At 67.4% G+C, this 18,971-nt stretch carries 11 protein-coding genes and 1 tRNA gene; 8 read left to right on the top strand and 4 right to left on the bottom strand.

Translation table 11 applies throughout. The features are described from left to right. Window positions 1-192: 192 nt before the first annotated feature. Window positions 193-2,592 (top strand): penicillin acylase family protein, encoded by a 2,400-nt coding sequence (locus ACFFJK_RS12510; protein ID WP_379679507.1) that lies wholly within the window; start codon window positions 193-195, stop codon window positions 2,590-2,592. 27 nt (window positions 2,593-2,619) lie between these two features. Here the strand turns inward: ACFFJK_RS12510 and ACFFJK_RS12505 are convergent, their stop codons facing one another. Both ACFFJK_RS12505 and ACFFJK_RS12500 read right to left on the bottom strand, forming a co-directional pair. Then, window positions 2,620-4,785, bottom strand: a complete 2,166-nt coding sequence (locus tag ACFFJK_RS12505; protein ID WP_379679506.1) for a putative bifunctional diguanylate cyclase/phosphodiesterase — start codon at window positions 4,783-4,785, stop codon at window positions 2,620-2,622. Between the two features lies 1 nt (window position 4,786). After that, a complete protein-coding gene (locus ACFFJK_RS12500) occupies window positions 4,787-7,690 on the bottom strand; it encodes a hybrid sensor histidine kinase/response regulator (RefSeq protein ID WP_379679505.1) in 2,904 nt (967 codons plus the stop codon). 257 nt (window positions 7,691-7,947) lie between these two features. Here ACFFJK_RS12500 and ACFFJK_RS12495 point away from each other — a divergent pair, with 257 nt between their 5' ends. After that, the gene (locus ACFFJK_RS12495) at window positions 7,948-8,985 is read left to right on the top strand and encodes an FkbM family methyltransferase (RefSeq protein WP_379679504.1); all 1,038 of its coding nucleotides are present in this window, start codon (window positions 7,948-7,950) and stop codon (window positions 8,983-8,985) included. A 78-nt stretch (window positions 8,986-9,063) separates the two neighbouring features. Here ACFFJK_RS12495 and ACFFJK_RS12490 read toward each other — a convergent pair whose 3' ends face one another. Both ACFFJK_RS12490 and ACFFJK_RS12485 read right to left on the bottom strand, forming a co-directional pair. Further along, window positions 9,064-9,282, bottom strand: a complete 219-nt coding sequence (locus ACFFJK_RS12490) for a YbdD/YjiX family protein (RefSeq protein ID WP_379679502.1) — start codon at window positions 9,280-9,282, stop codon at window positions 9,064-9,066. Next, window positions 9,282-11,357 carry a carbon starvation CstA family protein gene (locus ACFFJK_RS12485; RefSeq protein ID WP_379679501.1) on the bottom strand — a complete coding sequence of 692 codons (2,076 nt, stop codon included), beginning with the start codon at window positions 11,355-11,357 and terminating at the stop codon, window positions 9,282-9,284. Before ACFFJK_RS12485 ends, ACFFJK_RS12490 begins: the two co-directional genes overlap by 1 nt. Window positions 11,358-11,553: 196 nt before the next feature. Between ACFFJK_RS12485 and ACFFJK_RS12480 the strand changes: the two genes are divergently transcribed. From ACFFJK_RS12480 to ACFFJK_RS12455, 6 genes are all read left to right on the top strand, one after another. Next, entirely contained in the window at window positions 11,554-12,918 is a 1,365-nt protein-coding gene (locus ACFFJK_RS12480) for a cache domain-containing protein (RefSeq protein WP_379679500.1), read from the top strand. After that, complete coding sequence (locus ACFFJK_RS12475) at window positions 12,915-13,562, top strand: response regulator (RefSeq protein ID WP_379679499.1); 648 nt, start codon at window positions 12,915-12,917, stop codon at window positions 13,560-13,562. The genes ACFFJK_RS12480 and ACFFJK_RS12475 overlap by 4 nt, the downstream gene beginning before the upstream one ends. 94 nt (window positions 13,563-13,656) lie before the next feature. After that, window positions 13,657-14,838 carry an HDOD domain-containing protein gene (locus ACFFJK_RS12470; RefSeq protein WP_379679498.1) on the top strand — a complete coding sequence of 394 codons (1,182 nt, stop codon included), beginning with the start codon at window positions 13,657-13,659 and terminating at the stop codon, window positions 14,836-14,838. Window position 14,839: 1 nt separating this feature from the next. Further along, on the top strand, window positions 14,840-16,921 hold the full coding sequence (locus ACFFJK_RS12465) for a putative bifunctional diguanylate cyclase/phosphodiesterase (RefSeq protein ID WP_379679496.1): 2,082 nt from the start codon (window positions 14,840-14,842) through the stop codon (window positions 16,919-16,921). A gap of 71 nt (window positions 16,922-16,992) precedes the next feature. Next, window positions 16,993-17,082: transfer RNA gene (locus tag ACFFJK_RS12460), tRNA-Ser, on the top strand. Between the two features lie 164 nt (window positions 17,083-17,246). Next, complete coding sequence (locus ACFFJK_RS12455) at window positions 17,247-18,512, top strand: tyrosine-type recombinase/integrase (protein ID WP_379679495.1); 1,266 nt, start codon at window positions 17,247-17,249, stop codon at window positions 18,510-18,512. Window positions 18,513-18,971 lie beyond the last annotated feature (459 nt).

Genomic DNA, 18,971 nt, shown 5'->3' with positions numbered 1-18,971 from the left:
CACGCTCACGTCCGCCTGCCGGATTTTGCCTACATGGGCTGCCCGGCCGCAGGACCCCAGGCACATCCTAGCGTAGTGCTGCAGCTCCCTGCCCGACTGAGCTGAATCAATCGCGCGGGAAGCGGCCTGCCTGTACGCGCGCGAAGCCAAATTTCTGGCAAGATACGCTGCCCAAGAACAAGGAGAACATGCATGCGACAGCGCCGCTGGAAGACCTGGACCCTGCGCGGGGCAGCCGGATTGCTTCTGCTTCTCCTGCTGGCGGCCCTGGCATCCTGGTTGTACCTGCGCGCCAGCCTGGCGCAGCTCGACGGCGAGCGCCGCGTCGCGGGCCTGGCCGCCGAGGTGACCGTCGCGCGCGATGCCGCCGGCGTGCCCCTGATCAGCGGCGCCAGCCGCGCCGACGTCGCGTACGCCACCGGCTTCGTCCACGCCCAGGAACGCTTCTTCCAGATGGACCTGCTGCGCCGGACCGCCGCCGGCGAGCTGGCCGAGCTGTTCGGCCCGCGTGCCGTGCCGCTGGACCGCTCGCGCCGACTGCACCGTTTCCGCGCCCGCGCGCAGCTTGCGCTGGCGCGCCTGCCCGCGGCCGAGCGTGCCTTGCTCGACCGTTACGTCGCCGGCGTCAATGACGGCATCGAGGCGCTGCGCGCCCAGCCCTTCGAATACGCCCTCACCGGCACGCAGGCCCGCCCCTGGAGCGCCGCCGATTCGCTGCTCGTGATCTGGGCCATGTACATCGACCTGCAGGGCAGCCAGGAGTCGCGCGAACTGGCGCGCGGGTGGCTGCGTGCGCACTCCGATGCGGCGCAGCTTGCGTTCCTGTTGCCGGAAGCGAGCAGCTGGGACACGACCCTCGACGGCGGTGCCCCGCCGCCGCCTGCGCCGATTCCTCCCCGGGCCCCGGCGTGGTGGGGCGGCGGAGGCGCCGATGCCCCGGTGCGCCTCGCGGGCGCCGACTTCACCGATTCGGTCGGCAGCAACAATTACGCGCTGGCCGGCAGCCGCAGCACGACCGGCGCGGCCATCGTCGCCGACGACATGCACCTCGGGCTGCAGCTGCCCAACATCTGGTACCGTATCGCGCTGCGCTTTCCCGACCCCGAGGGCGGCCAGCGGCGCCTGGTGGGCGTGAGCCTGCCGGGGGCGCCGCCCTCGGTCATCGTCGGCAGCAACGGGCAGGTGGCCTGGGCCTTCACCAACAGCAACGCGGACCTGGTGGACCTGGTGGCGCTCGGCACCGATCCGGCGCGTCCCGGCCAGGTGCGTACGCCCGCCGGCTGGGAAACGCCGGCCAGCCACGTGGAACTGATCGCCGTGAAGGGCGCGCAGCCGGAGCGCTTCGTCGTGCGCGAAACCTCGCTTGGCCCCATTCGCACGTTCGGCGCGCACCAGTACGCGGTGCACTGGATCGCGCACGATCCCGCCGCGCTGAACCTGAACCACCTGAAGCTGGAAACAGCGGCCAGCGTCGACGAGGCGCTTGCGATCGCGGCCATCGACGGTATCCCCGCACAGAATTTCGTGGCCGGCGATGCAGCCGGCAACATCGGCTGGACCATCGCCGGCGCGCTCCCGCAGCGCACGACGGCTGCGCGCGCGGCCACCTTCCCGCTGGAGTCCGAGGGCGGCACGCCGACCTGGAGCGGCCTGCTGCCGCCGGCACGCTACCCGCGCGTGGTCAATCCCGCCGACGGCCAGATCACGACCGCCAACAGCCGCCAGCTGATGGGCGAGGGCGCGGACCTGATCGGCGACGGCGGCTTCGACCTCGGGGCGCGCACCCGCCAGCTGGCCGAGGGTCTGCGGGCGCTGGGCCCGACGACGGACGTGCGCCACGCCTGGAACGTGGCGCTCGACGACCGGGCGCTGTTCGTGGCCCGCTGGCGCGATCGCGCCCTGCGCGCGCTCGATGCCGGGGCGCTGGCGGAGCAACCGCAACGTGCGGAGTTCCGGCGCCTGCTGGATGCCGGCTGGAACGGCCGCGCCAGCGTCGACTCGGTGGCGTACCGGCTGGCGCGCGCTTACATGTGGGCGCTGCACGACCTGTTCTACGGCGGTGCGGCCCGCTCGCTGGAGGCGATCGAGCCGAAGGCCGGGCCCGCCGCCGGCACCAGCCGCTGGCCCGATGTGGTGGCGCGCCTGCTCGACGCCCGGCCAGCCGGTTGGCTGCCACCGGGGTATGCCGACTGGCAGGCGGTCGAGCTGGCGGCAATCGACCGCGTGATTGCCGACTTGACCAAGGGTGGCCAGCCGCTGGCGAAAGCCACCTGGGGCAAGCGCAACACGGCCGACATCGCCCACCCGATCAGCATCGCGGTGCCGGCCCTCAAGTCCGTGCTGGGCGCGCCGCGCGACCAGCTGGCGGGCGACGCCCACATGCCGCGCGTGGCCGGACCGAAGTTCGGCCAGTCGGAGCGCATGACGGTGTCGCCGGGGCGCGAGGAACAGGGGCTGTACAACATGCCGGGCGGGCAGAGCGGGCATCCGCTGTCGCCGTTCTTCCTCGCCGGGCACGAGGAGTGGGCGCAAGCGAAGCCCGTTCCGCTGCTGCCGGGGCCGGTGCGGCACACGCTGCGCTTCGTTCCCTGACCGGCTTCCCGCCCACCTTGCAAACAGCTATTTTGCCGGCAGCAGCAGCGGCGGGGCCTGCAGCATGCCGGTGATCGCGTCGGCACTCGACGGGTGGCCCAGGAAGTAGCCCTGCACCATGTCGCAGCCATACTGCTCGAGCAGCAGGAGCTGCTCGCCGGTCTCGACGCCTTCGGCCACCACCACCATCTTCAGTCCGTGCGCCATCGCGATGATCGCCCGGGTGATGGCCGCATTCTCCGAATCCTGCGGCAGGCCGTTGATGAAGCTGCGGTCGATCTTCAGCGCGCGCACGTCGAAGCGCTTCAGGTAGTTCATCGACGAGTAGCCGGTGCCGAAGTCGTCGATCGACAGGTAGACCCCGATGCCGCGCAGCCGCTCCAGCGTGACCAGCGTGGCGCGCGCGTCGTCCATCAGCGTGCCCTCGGTCAGCTCCAGCTCCAGCAGGCGCGGCTCCAGGCCGGCGTCGAGCAGGGCCGAATGCACCATCTGCGACAGGTTCTCGTCCTTGAACTGCTTGGCTGACAGGTTCACGGCCATGCGCAGGGTGCGCTTGGCATGGCGCTGCCAGGACCTGGCCTGGCGGCAGGCGGTGCGCAGCACCCATTCGCCGATCGGAACGATCAGGCCGGTTTCCTCGGCCAGCGGGATGAACTCGGTCGGCGGGACCAGGCCGCGTTCCGGGTGGCGCCAGCGCACCAGGGCTTCGACGCCGACGATCTCGGACGTGCGCACGTCGCGCTGCGGCTGGTACACCAGGTACAGCTCGTCGTTCTGCAACGCCTTGCGCAGTCCGACTTCCAGCTTCACGTGGCTCATGATCTGCATCGTCAGGGACGAGCTGTACAGCTTGGCGTTGTTCTTGCCGCAGTTCTTGGCGTGGTACATCGCGGTGTCGGCGAACTTGAGCAGCGAGCCGCAATCGTCGCCGTCTTCGGGGAACAAGGAGATGCCGATGCTGGCGGTAACAAAAATCTCGTTGCCTTCGATGAGGAAGGGCCGGCGCATCGCTTCCTTGACACGGGTGGCCACGTTCAGCGCATGCTCGACGCGCTCGAGGTCGGGAATCAGGATGGTGAATTCGTCCCCGCCCAGGCGCGCCAGGTTGGAGGCGCTGCCCGCCGTGCTGTCGCCGCGCGATACCACGTCGCTCGGCCGGGTGGTCTCGCGCAGGCGCTCCGACACCATTTTCAGGAGCTGGTCGCCGGCGTTGTGGCCGAGCGTGTCGTTGATGCGCTTGAAGGCGTCGAGGTCCATGAACAGCACCGCGAACTTCTTGTTGCCGATCTTCGAGCGCTGCAGCTCGCGCTCAAGCGTTTCGAGGAAGGCCTGGCGGTTCGGGATGCCGGTCAGGCTGTCGCAGTAGGCCAGGCGCCGGATCTGTTCTTCGGCGCGCTTGCGCTCGCTGATGTCGCGCACCAGCCCGAGCACCTGCGACGCGCCGGTGGCCACCAGCCGCGCCTCGAAATGCTGGACTTCGCCGCAGTGTTCCAGTTCGTACTCGACCGAACGCACCTGCTGGGTGGTGAGCACGTTGCGCATCTGTTCCAGCATGCGGCCGGCGATCTCGGCCGGGAGCACATCGGTGATGTGCTTGCCGATGCAGGGCTGCGGCCTGGGGGTGCCGCGGTCGCGCCGCTCCCTGCCGGGCCGCTCGTGGCCCGGCTCGTAATCCAGGTAGAACCCGTCGCGGTCGAGCCGGAAGAAGGTGTCGGGGATGGCGGCCAGCACCGCCCGGTTCTGGGCGTCGGCGATGCGCAGGCGCGCGATGGCATCGCTGGCGCGCAGCACGTACAGCACGCGGTGGCCCAGGATCGGCCAGTTGATCGGCTTGGACACGAAGTCGGTGGCGCCGACCTCGTAGGCGCGCGTCACCGCCTCCAGGTCGTCGCCGCCGGTGACCATCACGATCGGCACGCAGGGGGCGTCGGCGGCGCTGCCGGCCATGCTGGCGGCTTCGGCGCGGCGGATCGCGGCGCAGGCCGCGAAGCCGTCCATGCGCGGCATCTCGACGTCCATCAGAATCAGGTCGGGCGAGCGGCTTTGCGCCAGTTCGACCGCTGCGGCGCCGTCTGCTGCCTCGATCGCGTCCAGCCCGACCTGGGCCAGCATCTCGAGCATCAGCAGGCGCATCACCGGGTCGTCGTCGGCGACCAGGACCGTTCCGCGCTTGGGTGGAGAGGAGGCTGGCATCTCAGGTTTCCTTTTCAAACATGGCGTGAAGCGAATGGCGCACCGACTGGAACTCGTCCTCCATGTCGGTGAGAATGCGGTCGGCACCGATGACGCTGTCGGCCCGTCCGAGCTGTTCAAGCTCCTTGCACAGCGTCGCCAGCCGGGTCGCGCCGATGTTGGCGCTGGCCGATTTCAGGCTATGGGCGACGCGGCGCACGCTGCCGGAGTCCTCGCCGGAGATCGCCTGGCGCAGGGTCGCCAGGTGGCGCGGCGTGTCGCCGACGTAGGCGGCAATGACCTTCTGCACCAGGGCGTCGCCGCCGTCGCGGCTGAGGGCGCGGATGTTCTCCAGCGCTGCCCGGTTGACGGCGTCGCGCCGGACCATCTCCGCCGTCTCGGGCGGAAGGCGCGGCGGGACGTCGTCGTGGTGGGCGGTGGCCGCCAGCGGCACCGCGATCCAGCGGCTGATGACCGTACCCAGCTGCTGCTGGGTGAAGGGCTTGGACAGGTAATCGTCCATGCCGGCGGCAAGGCAGGCCTCGCGGTCTCCCTGCAGCGCGTTGGCGGTGATCGCGATGACCGGCAAGGTGCGCGGGCGCCCGGCTTCGCGCTCGTGGCGCCGGATCTCGGCGGTCGCGGCGAAGCCGTCCATGACCGGCATCTGGCAGTCCATCAGCACCGCATCCCAGCTGCCGTCGCGCACGGCCTGCAGCGCTTCCTTGCCGTTGCGCGCGCAATGCGCTTCCATTCCCAGGCTTTCCAGCATGGCTTTCGCGACCTCCACGTTGACCGGATTGTCCTCGGCCAGCAGCACGCGGCGGGTGCGTGCCCGTGCCGCCGGGCGCGTGGCGGCGGCCGGGGGAACGGGAGCGCGCTGCCGATCCCTTGCCGGGGTGGCCGGAACCGGGGCAGCAACGGCGCCGGGCGCCGCCGGGCTGGACGTGACGGGAGCCGTGGCGGCAGCAGGGGAGGCAGGCGCGTGCAGGCGCGCCGCGCACGCCGCCAGGCAGGCATACAGGTCGGCCGCACGGGCGGGCTTGATCAACTGATAGGCCACGCCGGCAGTGCGCCGCTGGACCGGGTCGGCAGCCAGCCGTTCGGGGCTGACCAGCACCAGGTGGGTGGCGCGCGCCCCCGGGTCGGCCTTGATCGAGGCGGCCAGCGCGAGGCCGCTGGTGTGGGTCAGCTCCATGTCGAGCACTGCAGCGTCATAGGGCCGGCCGGCCCTGGCCGCGCTCAGGAGCCGCTCGTAGGCGGCGGCAGCGCTGGCCGCGCCGTCGGCCGACGCGCGCCAGGCCTGCAGTTGCTGCGTCACGTCCTCGCGGCTGGTTTCCTGCTCGTCCACCACCAGCACGCGCAGGCCCTCCAGCGTGTGCTGGCGGTGGCCGGGCGCGTCGGGGTCCACGCGGCGCTTGTCGAAGCCGACGGTGAACCAGAAGATCGAACCCTGCTTTGGCGCGTTGTCGACGCCGATCGCGCCGCCCATCAGTTCCACCAGCTGCTTCGAGATCGCCAGCCCCAGGCCGGTGCCGCCATAGCGCCGCGTGGTCGAATCGTCGGCTTGCGAGAAGGCTTCGAACAGGCGGGCCCTGGCTTCGCGCGAGATGCCGATGCCGGTGTCGTGCACTTCGAAGCGCAGCATCACCGACTGGGTGTCTTCGCCGGCGACGCGCACGCGCGCCAGGATGCGGCCCTGTTCGGTGAACTTGATGGCATTGCCCAGCAGGTTGGCCATGATCTGGCGCAGCCGGTTCGGGTCGCCGCAGATGGCGACCGGGATGTCGTTGGCGATGTCGAAGTCGAAGCCGATTCCCTTGGCCGCGGCCTGCGGCGTATAGACGTTGTGGATGTCGTCGAGCAGGTCCCACAGGTTGAAGTTGATGTACTCGATGGTCAGCTTGCCGGCTTCGATCTTCGAGAAATCGAGGATGTCATTGATGATCACCAGGAGGTGCTCGCCCGAGCGCTTCACCAGCGTGGTGTAGTTGCGCTGGGCTTCGGTGAGCGGGGTCGCCAGCAGCATTTCGGTCATGCCCAGCACGCCGTTCATCGGGGTACGGATCTCGTGGCTCATGGTGGCCAGGAAGGCGCTCTTGGCGCGGCTGGCCGCTTCGGCCGCGTTCTTGGCCTTTTCCAGCTGCTCGGTACGCACGCCCACCTGGCGTTCCAGCTCGTCGCGGTGATGCAGCAGCGCGGCGCCGCGGTCCTCGATCTGGGCCATCATCGTATTGAAGCTGTCGATCAGCTGTCCCAGCTCGTCGGTGCGCTGGTGGGCGATGCGCAGGCTGTAGTTCTGGCTGGCGGAGACCTTCTGTGCGGCCTGGATCAGCTTCGTCACCGGTTCTGCAATGCTGCGCTTGAAGCGGCCGGCCATCGCCACCGAGACGCCGAGCGACGCCAGCATAGCCAGTCCCATGACCGCGAGGCCGGCCAGGATGTCGAGCCAGGTGGCGACGAGGTCGGTCTCGATCATGACCACGCCCAGTTGCACGTCGCCGTCGCGGATCGGCACATACAGGCGCATGCGGGACGAGAGCAGGCGCTGGCCCTCGGCGTTGGCCTGCGCGAGCGCAGTGGCGTCGACGGCGTCGAGGGCCTCGGCCTCCCACTCGCCATCCATCGGGTAGTGCGCGAACGGCTGGCCGTGGCGGTCGTAGACGACGGCGGAGGCGATGTCGGGCTGGGCACCCAGCGCGGCAAGGGTGGCCGTGGCGCGCTTGCGGTCGCGCAGCACCAGGTGGTCGACACTGGTGGCGCCGATCACCTGTGCGTACGTGGCGAGCTGCATGGCCTCGTCCTTGCGGTGGTTGCCTACCGAGGTCGCCGCGAACACGGCGAATACCAAGAGCAGGGCGGTCGCGGTCGAGAGCAGCGAGATGGTGGTCAGCTTCTGGTTCAGGCTGGAGCGCTCGAAGTTCGGCATTCTGATCCCGCAGGCACGGCGGAGCGGCCGCGCAACGGACGATGCAGGGCCTCCTTTGCGGAATGCAAATTCCCGCAAGAAAAAAATATACGTTCAAGGGGGAGGTGTAGCGTTGACGAAAGTCAATGTGGGAGAGGCAAACAGCTGTGCGGCGCCAGCGTTCGTGCATGCAATTCGTCGTGCACCTCTGATCTTCAGTAAGGCCATGGCCACCTTCGGGCATAGACTCGGATCGTTTGGACCACCAGGAGACCAGCATGAATCTGACAACGCGCATCCTCGAGAACCTCCAGCTTCCCAGGAAAAGGCAAGCCGGAGACAGCGCCCTTTCCGCGCCGGCGCCGCAGCCGGGGCAATCCGCACCCCTGCCGTTCATCGACCAGGTCAACCTTGTCCATACCGCCCTGTTCGGTTGGCCGTGCGACCACCTGACGCCGCTCGATGAGTACCTGGCCTGCGAAAATATCCGCCAGGTTGCGCTCAAGATGCTCGATTCGCCCCGTTTTCGTTGGGATATCCGCGAGAAGATCGGCCTGTGGCCCCACGAAAAATGGGTCATGGCCGATTACCGCGGCCTGCAGATCTGGGTGAACCTCTTCGATGGCTTTGTCTCCTTCGGTGTCCTGCACGGCAACTGGGAAAATGCCGAAGTCGACTTCATGCTGTCCTGGCTGCGCGAAGGTGACGGCGTCATCGACGCGGGCGCCAACATCGGCGTGTTCACCATCCAGGCCGCCAGGGCCGTGGGCGAAACCGGGCGGGTGTATGCTTTCGAGCCGATGCGTAACACCTACGACATGCTGGCGCGCAGCGTGCGGGCCAATGGGTTCGACGGGCGCTGCGTCCTCTACAACGAGGGCCTGGGCGCGAGCGAGGGCGAGGGATCGTTCCACCTGAACGCGCACGCGACCAATCCGGGAAGTTCCTACATCTCGACCGGGGAAAAAGGCGAACGCATCCACATCCGGCCGCTCGACTCGGTCGACTACGAACGCCGCATCCGCTTCCTCAAGATGGATGTCGAGGGCTTCGAGCCGCACATCATCCGCGGCGCGGCAAGGACGCTTGCCGAGCATGCGCCGGTCATCCTCACCGAATTCTTCCCGCGCTCCCTGCGCGAGATCGGCGGCATTTCCGGTCCGGGCTACGTCGCCATGCTGGAGAAACTGGGCTATGCCATGACGGTCTTCACCACCGACGGGACAGCCGGCGAGAAGGTGACATCGGCCGACGCCCATCGCTTCGACGACATCGACGCCCCCATCAACCTGGTCTGCCTTCCGCCGAACGCGTGATCGCCGCAACGCGCCGGGGGGCGCCCAAATAAAAGAAGGGACGCCGCGGCGTCCCTTCGTCATGCATGCGCCAGAACCTCAGCAGCAGGTCGCGCGCTTGCCGCCGTAGCGCGCCTCCTGGCGCTCGCGGAAGAACTCCTCGTACGTCATCGGAGTCTGGTCCGGATGGGTGCGCTCCATGTGCGCCAGGTAGGTGTCGTACTCGGGCAGGCCGACCATCAGGCGCATGCTCTGCCCGAGGTACTTGCCGGCCTGCCTGGTTGCCTCCACACCGGCTTCGACGAGGGCGCCGAACATCATGGCACCTGCGCGCCGGACCCTGCGGCCATGGCGACGTACGGCGTCTCCTTGACCGTCGGCGTGCTGCTGGCGCGTGCCGCCAGCACCGTGCGGATACCGTACGACAGCACCGCCAGCACCACGAACATGAAGAAGCCGGCCAGCGTCGCATTGACGTAGTCGTTGAAGATGATGCGCTCCATCTGCTCGATCGTCTTGGCCGGCGCCAGCACCGTGCCGGCGTCGTGCGCGGCCTGGAACTTGTTGGCGTGGGCAATGAAGCCCACCCGCGGATCGTCGTGGAAGATCTTCTGCCAGCCGGCGGTGAGCGTGCAGGCCAGCAGCCACAGGGTCGGCACGATCGTGATCCAGGCGTACTGCGCGCGCTTCATCTTGAACAGCACGCAGGTGCCGAGCATCAGTGCGATACCGGCCAGCATCTGGTTGGCGATGCCGAACAGCGGCCACAGGGTGTTGATGCCGCCCAGCGGGTCGACCACGCCCTGGTACAGGAAGTAGCCCCAGGCCGCCACGCACAGGCCGGTGGCCAGCAGGTTGGCCGGCAGCGACTCGGTGCGCTTGAGCGACGGGGCAAAGGCGCCCAGCAGGTCCTGCAGCATGAAGCGGCCGGCGCGGGTGCCCGCGTCCACTGCGGTAAGGATGAACAGCGCCTCGAACAGGATCGCGAAGTGGTACCAGAAGGCCATCATGGCCTGGCCGCCGATCACGTTCGACAGGATGTGGGCCATGCCCACCGCCAGCGTCGGCGCGCCGCCGGCGCGCGAGATGATGGTGTTCTCGCCGACGTCCTTGGCCATCTGCTCCAGGGACTCGGGCGTGATCACGAAGCCCATCTGCGACACGGCGGCCGCAGCCGATTGTGCGGTGGTGCCCAGCACCGCGGCCGGGCTGTTCATCGCGAAGTAGATGCCCGGGTCGATGGTCGAGGCAGCCACCAGCGCCATGATGGCCACGAAACTTTCCATCAGCATGCCGCCGTAGCCGATGAAGCGGGCATGGGTTTCGTTCTCGATCATCTTGGGCGTGGTGCCCGACGAGATCAGCGCATGGAAGCCCGACACGGCGCCGCAGGCGATGGTGATGAACAGGAAGGGGAACAGGTTGCCCGACCATACCGGTCCGGTGCCGTCGATGAACCTGGTCACGGCCGGCATGCGCAGGTCGGGGGCGACGATGATGATGCCGATCGCCAGCGCCACGATGGTGCCGATCTTCAGGAAGGTGGACAGGTAGTCGCGCGGCGCCAGCAACAGCCACACCGGAATGACCGAGGCGACGAAGCCGTAGCCGATCAGCATCCAGGTCAGTTGCGTGCCGGTGAAGTCGAACATCGGGCCCCAGGTCGGCGACTCGTGGACGAACTGGCCGCCGATGATGGCCAGCATCAGCAGCACGAAGCCGATGATCGAGACTTCGCCGATGCGGCCGACGCGCACGTAGCGCGAATACAGGCCCATGAACAGCGCGATCGGGACCGTCGCCAGCACCGTGAAGCTGCCCCACGGCGAGTGCGTCAGCGCCTTCACGACGATCAGCGCCAGCACGGCGAGGATGATCACCATGATCATGAAGGTGCCCAGCAGCGCGATCAGGCCCGGGATTTCGCCCATTTCCGACTTGATCAGGTCGCCCAGCGAACGGCCGTCGCGGCGGGTCGACATGAACAGCACGATGAAGTCCTGGACGGCGCCGGCAAAGACGACGCCGGCCAGGATCCACATCATGCCCGGCAAATAGCCCATCTGGGCCGCCAGCACGGGGCCGACCAGCGGGCCGGCGCCGGCGATCGCGGCGAAGTGGTGGCCGTACAGGACGTACTTGTTGGTCGGGACGTAGTCCAGGCCATCGTTGTACTTGTAGGCGGGGGTCTGGCGCGTGGGATCCAGCCGCAGCGCCTTGGTGGCGATGAATTTACTGTAGAAGCGGTATGCGATCAGGTAGACGCAGACCGCGGCGGCGACGATCCAGATCGCATTGATGGTCTCGCCGCGCTTGACGGCGATATACCCGAGCGAAATGGCGCCGAGGATCGACAGCGCGATCCAGCCGAGCGCGCTCGACATTCGTTTCATGGTGCTCCTCCGAGATGGATGGGTTGCTTTCTCGACCGGTCTGGGCCGGCACATTTTTGGACAGGCTATCAAGGAGTATGTTGCAAGGATATCAGCACGACAAGCGCAAGATTACGCAGTGTCTGCGTAGTGTTACGTAGGCTGCCGGGCGCGTTCCGCTTTAAAATGCTGCACTGCAATTATTAGGGGAACGGCAATGCGCTTGAGGCAAAAAGTCATCGTGCTGGCGATCGCGCCGCTGATCGTTGCCTTGTGCGCGATCGCCCTGTTCGTGCGCCAGCAGGCGACCGGGCTGGCCGCGCTGCAGCGCGCGACCATCCAGCGCGCCTACCTCGCCAGCAAGGAGGCCGAGCTGCGGCATTACGTGGCGCTGGCCACCCAGTCGATCGGCCACCTGGTGCGCTCCGGGCGCAGCGACCCCGCCGCGCTGGAAGAGGCCAAGCGCATCCTGGGCGCCCTGAGCTTCGGCGACGACGGTTATTTTTTCGTCTACGACATGCATGGCCGCAGCCTGATGCACCCGCGCCAGCCGGAACTGGTCGGCACCGACATGTGGGACTGGGTCGACGCGGCCGGCGTGCCGACCATCCAGCGCCTGATCGAACGCGCCCGCGCCGGCGGGGGCTTCCACCGCTATACCTGGGTCAAGCCGTCGACCGACCGGCCGGCCCCCAAGCTCGGCTACGTGGTGCCGGTGGCGGACTGGGGCTGGATGATGGGCACCGGCATCTACCTCGACGACGTGGAAAGCGCGCTGGCCCAGGTGGACGCCCAGCAGTCGCGCAACATCGAGGAAACGCTGCTGTGGATCGCCGGCCTGGCCATCCTGGCCTCGGTGGCGGTGGCCGGCGGCGGGCTGGTGCTCAACCTGCGCGAACTGCGCGTGGCCGACGCCAAACTGAAGGTGCTGGCGCAGCGCGTGGTCGAATCGCAGGAACAGGAGCGGGCGCGCCTGTCGCGCGACCTGCACGACGGCATCAGCCAGGCGCTGGTCTCGGTCAAGCTGCAACTGGAGGCCGGCATCATCCGCCTGGGCGGCGACGCCGCGCAGCAGGCCGCCGCCCGCGACGGCCTGGAGCGCACGGTGGAACAGGTGAAGTCGGTGCTGGGCGAAGTGCGCCGCATCTCGCACGACCTGCGCCCGGCGCTGCTGGACGACCTGGGCCTGGCTCCCGCGCTCGAGCACCTGGCCGGCGAATTCGGCCGCCACAGCGGCACGCCGGTGCACTTCCGCCGCGAGGGCGTGCTGGACGGCCTGCCCGAGATGGCCGGCACGGTCCTGTTTCGCATCGCCCAGGAGGCGCTGACCAACGCCGAGCGCCACGCGGGTGCGCAGCGGATCGACATGTCGCTGGTACGGCGCGGGCGCTGCCTGGAGCTCGGCATTGCCGACGACGGCGTGGGCTTCGACGCCGACAGCGTGGCCGTGCACCCGCAGCGCGGCATCGGCCTGCGCAACATGATGGAACGGATGGAGGCGATCGGCGGCACGCTCGCCATCGACTCGTCGCCGCAGGGCACCCGCGTGGTGGCCAGTATCGACCTGAAGGAGCAACAATGACGGACCGCGAAGTCAACATCCTGCTGGTGGACGACCATCCCCTGGTGCGCGACGGATTGCGCGCCCGGCTCGAGGCCGCGCCGCGGCTGCGTGTGGTGGGCGAAGCCGGGTCGGCAGCCGAAGCCCTGGACCAGGCCGGCGCCTGCCGGCCGGACCTGGTGCTGATGGACGTGAACCTGAAAGGCGGCAGCGGCATCGACGCCACCGCCCGGCTCACCGCGCGCCACCCCGGCATCGCGGTGCTGATGTTGTCGATGCACGACAAGCCTGAATACGTAACCCAGGCAATGGCGGCGGGGGCGCGCGGCTACGTGCTCAAGGATGCGCCGGGCAAGGACATCGTCTTGGCGATCGACACCGTGATGGGCGGCGGCATCTACTACAGCGCCGCATTGGCGCGCCAGCTTGCTGGCCCGCTCGCAGCCGCGCCGGGGCAGGGCGGCCCGCTCACGCTGCGCGAACAGGAAGTGCTGGCCCATATCGCCAGCGGCCAGTCGAACAAGCAGATCGCGCGCGACCTCGATCTGTCGGTGCGCACGGTCGAGACCCACCGCCTGAACATCAAGCGCAAACTGGGCATCGAAGGACAGGCGGAACTGATCCGTTTTGCCGTCCAGCGGGCAGGATTGGGCGGCTCCGCCTGAAGTATGTACAAAATGTGTCCGCCCGGAAACAAAAGGTGTTGCTTTCTGATAATCGGTGCAATAAGATTGATCGAATATCATTGAGAAACATCATATGGCTGCGCTGGACCTTGATTCATCCCCGCTGGTAGCAATCGACCCGGTCGCCAATGCGCAGAACGAGTGGGTGGCGCTGTGCCTGCGGCTGGAGGGAGAGGGCGATGCGCAGGCACATACCCGGCGCCTGCAGGCCGTGTTCGGCACGCCGGATCTGCTGGCGGCCATTGCGCCGCTCGACGGCCTCCTGATGCTGGACGATCCTGCCGTCCTGACGCCGCCGGTGCTGGCGCTGATGCCGGCCAACCGGATCGGTTTCGTGGTCGCGGCCGCCGCCCTGGGCGGGGAGGGCGCCGCGCACCGCCTGGCCGGGCTGCACGAACAGGGCTACCGTATCTGGCTCGACGGCGCCGCGCCGCCTGGTGTGAAGGCGCCGCCCGCGCTGCGCACCGTGGCATGCGACTGCCGCCAGGATGCGCCCCCGCCCGGAAGCCTGGCCGCGCTGTTCGGCCCGCACCTGGCGCGCGGGGTCGATTCCGCCCGGCGCTTCGCCGCATGCGAAATGGCGGGCTTCGACTGGTTCAGCGGCGACTATCCCCATGACCCGCTCCTGGCCGCGGGCGAATCCCCTGACGGCAGCTCCAGGCGGCGCATCCTGACGCTGCTCGGCCTGCTCGCACGCGACGCCGATTCGCGCGAACTCGAACAACAGCTCAAGCAGGACCCGGCCCTGTCCTTCCACCTGCTCAAGCTCGTGAACTCGGCCGCCTTCGCGGTCAGCACCCAGATCACCAGTTTCAACCAGGCCATCAACCTGCTCGGCCGGCGCCAGCTGCAGCGCTGGTTGCAGCTGCTGCTGTATGCGCGCCAGCAGGCCGACGGCCTGCCGAACCTGCTGCTGCCGCTGGCCGCGCGCCGGGGGGCCCAGATCGAGGCGCTGTGCAAGCAGGCAGGGGAGGATCGCGACGCCGGCGACCTGGCCTTCATGACCGGCGTGTTCTCGCTGCTCGACCGCCTGCTGCACATGCCGATGGAAGACATCGTCGCCGACCTGCACCTGCCGCGGCACGTGTCGGATGCGCTGCTCACCCGCAGCGGAACCTTGGGAACATGGCTGCGCCTGACAGAAACCCACCCCTCAGGCGCGGACCTCGACAAGGCGGGCATCGCACCCGCCGGCTGGTGGCACAGCCAGCTACATGCCTATCATTGGGCGATCCAGGTGGGACGGAATGTATGAGATGCATCAGCTGATTTCGGTCGATCCCTCGGTGGCCCCGCCGGTTGACGCGCCGCTGGACTTCGTCGCCGGCACGGCCGCCGCCTGTGATGCCGTGCTGCGCCTGCGTGGCGAGGTCCTGCACGAGACGCTGGGACGCCTTGCCGCCGACCTGCTGGACAGCCCGCGCGGCCGCTTCCTGCCCGGCGCCGGCGAGCCGTCCGGCGCCGGTCCCGGTACCGGTACCGCTCCATCGCTGCGCCAGGTGGTGGCCGGCGCCTCGGAGCAGTTCGGCATCTACGAGGTGGCCGGGCGCGAGGCCTACACGCCGGAGGACGCGCGCCGGCTGGCCGGCCTGGCCCACCTGACCGCCTCGCTGATGCAGGTGCACTCGCTGGCGCAGCGCTCCACCCACGCCTACGCCCAGATGGAAGCGCAGCTCGCGCACCAGTCGCAGATCCTCGACCAGATCCACGAATCGGTGCTGACGATGGACCGGATGGGCTACATCACCAGCTGGAACCGCGGCGCCGAAGCGCTGTTCGGCTACACGGCGCTGGAAGCGATCGGCCAGAACATCCTGTTCCTGTATGCCGACGAGGACGAAGCCTTCCACGACGTGTTCGCGGAGCAGGGCGGGCGCATGATGGAAGTGCGGCGCCGCAAGAAGTCCGGCGAGGTGTTCTGGGCCAGCCTGTCGCTGTCGCCGCTGCGTGACCTGGCCGAGCGCCCGATCGGCCTGATCGCCTACCTCACCGACATCACCGAACGCAAGCAGGCCGAGGAACAGCTGCACCACCTGGCCTACTACGACGAACTGACCGGCCTGCCGAACCGCACGCTGTTCGCGCGCCTGGTCGACCAGGCCCTGATGGTCGCCCAGCGCAACGAAGCCGCCGGCTGCGTCCTCTTCATCGACCTCAACCGCTTCAAGCGCATCAACGACACCCTGGGCCGCCGCATCGGCGACGAGCTGCTGCGCCAGGTGGCCCAGCGCTTGCGCGGCACGCTGCGCGACGAGGACGTGGTGGCGCGCCTGTCGGGCGACGAGTTCGCGGTGGGCCTGTTCGACATCCGCCAGCACTTCGAGGCCACCACCGTGGCGCAGAAGCTGCAGGCCGCGCTCGATGCGCCGTTCCTGATCGGCGGCCACGACCTGCGCGTGGGCGCCAGCATCGGCATCAGCGTCTTCCCGCAGGACGGCAGCGAAGCCGAGACCCTGCTCGGCCTGGCCGACATCGCGATGGAGCGCGCCAAGCAGCTCGACGCCAACCCGGACCGCAGCGTCGCCTTCTACAGCCAGGACATGAACCAGGGCATGCAGGAGCGCATGCGCATCGAATCCGGCCTGCGCCAGGCGCTCGGCAACGGCGAACTGACGCTGTACTACCAGCCGAAGTTCGAGATCGGCAGCGACCGCCTGGTGGGCGCCGAAGCGCTGGTGCGCTGGGTGCACCCGACGCGCGGCCTGGTGCCCCCGGGCGAATTCATCCCGCTGGCCGAGAGCACCGGCCTGATCGTGCAGGTGGGCGAATGGGTGCTGGAGCAGGCCTGCGCCCAGGCCGCGATCTGGCAGCGCGCCGGCGTGCCGCCGTTCCGCCTGGCCGTGAACGTGTCGGCGCGCGAATTCACGCAGTCGCTCCCGATCCGCGTGGCCGACACACTGGCGCGCTACCACCTCGACCCGTCCTGGCTGGAGCTGGAGATCACCGAGAGCACCCTGATGCACGACTTCGAGCGCGTCACCGCGATCATGGACCGCATCACGGAACTGGGCGTGGCGCTGTCGCTGGACGATTTCGGCACCGGCTATTCGAGCCTGTCCTATCTAAAACGCTTCCCGATCCACACCCTCAAGATCGACCGCTCGTTCACCACCGGCATCCCGGCCGACCAGAGCGATTGCGCGATCGCCGGCACCATCATCAGCATGGCGCGCCAGCTCGGCCTGCGCGTGATCGCGGAAGGCGTGGAGACGGTGGACCAGCTGGCCTTCCTGCGCGAGGCGGGCTGCGACGAGGTGCAGGGTTACCTGTACGCCAAGCCGCTGCCGGCGTTCGAGTTCGAGCAGGGGATGCGGGAGAACTGGCTGCTGCTGGTGTGATGGGCTGCCCGGTTGGCAGCGGATTCGGCTGACCCGGCCTGATGATTTATGTATAATGCCGGTTCCTCATGGGAAGCGTGGCCGAGTGGTTGAAGGCAGCAGTCTTGAAAACTGCCGACGGGGGAACCCGTTCGTGAGTTCGAATCTCACCGCTTCCGCCAAGAATTGATTTCAAGAAGTATCAAGATGGTCCAAAACCCGCGTAGCTCCTGGTGAGTGCGCGGGTTTTTTGTTTCAGGGGGTGCCAAAGCGTGCATTGACAGCCCAGCTTTTTAGGGGCATGGTTCGGGGCATAGTTTCTGTGCCTCAAAAGTGATGCCCCAAAATGCCCAAACTGATTTCCCCCCTCTCCGACATTCAACTCCGTAACGCCAAGCCTGCCGACAAACCCTACAAGCTCTCCGACGGTGGCGGCCTGTACGTTGAGATCATGCCGAATGGCTCGAAGTTCTGGCGCATGAAGGTGCGCCAGGCCAACGGCAAGGAATCCCGCCTGACCTTCGGCAGCTATCCCGACGTGACGCTCGCCCAAGCCAGGGCGGAGCGCAGCAAGGTCAAGCAGCAGCAGGCGGCGGGGCTGGACCCGGCCCAAAGCAAGCGTATCGAGAAGCTGCAAAAGAAGGTGGCGGCCGTCAATACCTTCGAGGTGCTGGCGCGCGAGTGGCATGCCAACAAGGCCGAGACCTGGAAGGAGAACACGGCCAAGGAAGCGCTGGCGCGGTTGGAAAACGACGTGTTCCCGCGCATCGGCAATCGCCCGATGGCGGAGCTGGACGCGCCATTGATGCTCGACGTTCTGAACCAGATCGAGCGGCGGGGTGCGGTCGATATGGCAGCCCGTGTGGCGGCCCATTGCAGCGCCGTGTTCCGCTTTGCTATCGCCAAGGGCGTGGTTAAGTACAACCCGATTCCCGACCTGCGCGGCGCGCTCAAGCCGCGAATCAAGGGGCACCACGCGGCTATTGGTACCGACGAGCTGCCAGATTTCTTGAAGGCGTTACGCAAGGCCGAGGCCGGCATGTTCCTGCCAACCCGAATCATGATGCGCTTGATGCTGCTGGTATTCGTCCGCACAAGCGAGCTCATTGAAACGCCTTGGTCAGAGATCGACCTCGACAAGGAGACTTGGGTGATTCCTTGGGACCGCATGAAGATGGGTCGCAAGAAGGTCAATCCGAGAAAGTTAGATCATCACGTGCACCTGCCGCGCCAAGGCTGGGCGCTGCTGCGCGAACTGCACACGCTGACCGGGCACGGTGTCTACCTGTTCCCGAATCGCACGGACCACACCAAACCAGCATCGAACGGCGCGATCCTGATGGCTTTGCGGCGTATGGGCTACCAAGGCAGGCATACGGGGCACGGCTTCCGCTCGCTTGCCATGGGCGTCATCAAGGCGCGTCTGGGCTATCGACACGAGGTGATCAACCGGCAATTAGCGCATGGATCGAACGACGAGTACGGCGAAGCTTACGACCGCGAACAATTTCAGGAAGAGCGTAAGGTGATGATGCAGGCATACGCAGACTATATCGACGCGGTTGAACGGGGCGATAACGTCATCCCGGTGAATTTCAAACGAGCAGCGTGAACCTAGCACCATGGGGTTAAGAAAAAAGCGGCCGTCGCCGAAATCCATTGCTGGGACGAAACTTTTGTACGAAATCCTCGCGAGTGGCCCCGTCCCGGTGAGCGAGGTGCAGGCGGCAGCTCTCAAGCGAGGTATCAGCTTCCATACGCTGTCGCAGTTATCCCGAGGACTCGTTTGCAAGAAGCCTCAAATAGGGCCGGATGGAGTTCGTGAATCCTACTGGTCGTTGTGCAGCTCGCCGCCGTACGTTAGTGACACCCCAGCAACGGCCCGCAAAAACTCCGCTGCCTTTAACTCTGGCTACGAGCAGGCACTCGCTGACATCCAGTCGCGGGTCAATCAGATATGTAATGAAATGAACAATAAAAAGGCCAGAGAGCTCGGTTTGATAATTCGCGCTGTGGTCAATGAGCTCAAATACAATTATCGCTAACCTATTGAGAAATAACAGCAAATTGG

This window comes from Massilia consociata (genome assembly GCF_042432755.1).
Classification (GTDB): Bacteria; Pseudomonadota; Gammaproteobacteria; order Burkholderiales; family Burkholderiaceae_D; genus Telluria; species Telluria consociata.
This window is presented reverse-complemented; position numbering and strand designations above follow the sequence as displayed.

Coding starts and splice junctions, on each gene's coding strand:
- ACFFJK_RS12495 (WP_379679504.1), top strand. CDS start 7,948: ATGAATCTGACAACGCGCATCCTCGAGAACCTCCAGCTTCCCAGGAAA.
- ACFFJK_RS12500 (WP_379679505.1), bottom strand. CDS start 7,690: ATGCCGAACTTCGAGCGCTCCAGCCTGAACCAGAAGCTGACCACCATC.
- ACFFJK_RS12455 (WP_379679495.1), top strand. CDS start 17,247: ATGCCCAAACTGATTTCCCCCCTCTCCGACATTCAACTCCGTAACGCC.
- ACFFJK_RS12510 (WP_379679507.1), top strand. CDS start 193: ATGCGACAGCGCCGCTGGAAGACCTGGACCCTGCGCGGGGCAGCCGGA.
- ACFFJK_RS12470 (WP_379679498.1), top strand. CDS start 13,657: ATGGCTGCGCTGGACCTTGATTCATCCCCGCTGGTAGCAATCGACCCG.
- ACFFJK_RS12490 (WP_379679502.1), bottom strand. CDS start 9,282: ATGTTCGGCGCCCTCGTCGAAGCCGGTGTGGAGGCAACCAGGCAGGCC.
- ACFFJK_RS12485 (WP_379679501.1), bottom strand. CDS start 11,357: ATGAAACGAATGTCGAGCGCGCTCGGCTGGATCGCGCTGTCGATCCTC.
- ACFFJK_RS12465 (WP_379679496.1), top strand. CDS start 14,840: ATGCATCAGCTGATTTCGGTCGATCCCTCGGTGGCCCCGCCGGTTGAC.
- ACFFJK_RS12505 (WP_379679506.1), bottom strand. CDS start 4,785: ATGCCAGCCTCCTCTCCACCCAAGCGCGGAACGGTCCTGGTCGCCGAC.
- ACFFJK_RS12480 (WP_379679500.1), top strand. CDS start 11,554: ATGCGCTTGAGGCAAAAAGTCATCGTGCTGGCGATCGCGCCGCTGATC.
- ACFFJK_RS12475 (WP_379679499.1), top strand. CDS start 12,915: ATGACGGACCGCGAAGTCAACATCCTGCTGGTGGACGACCATCCCCTG.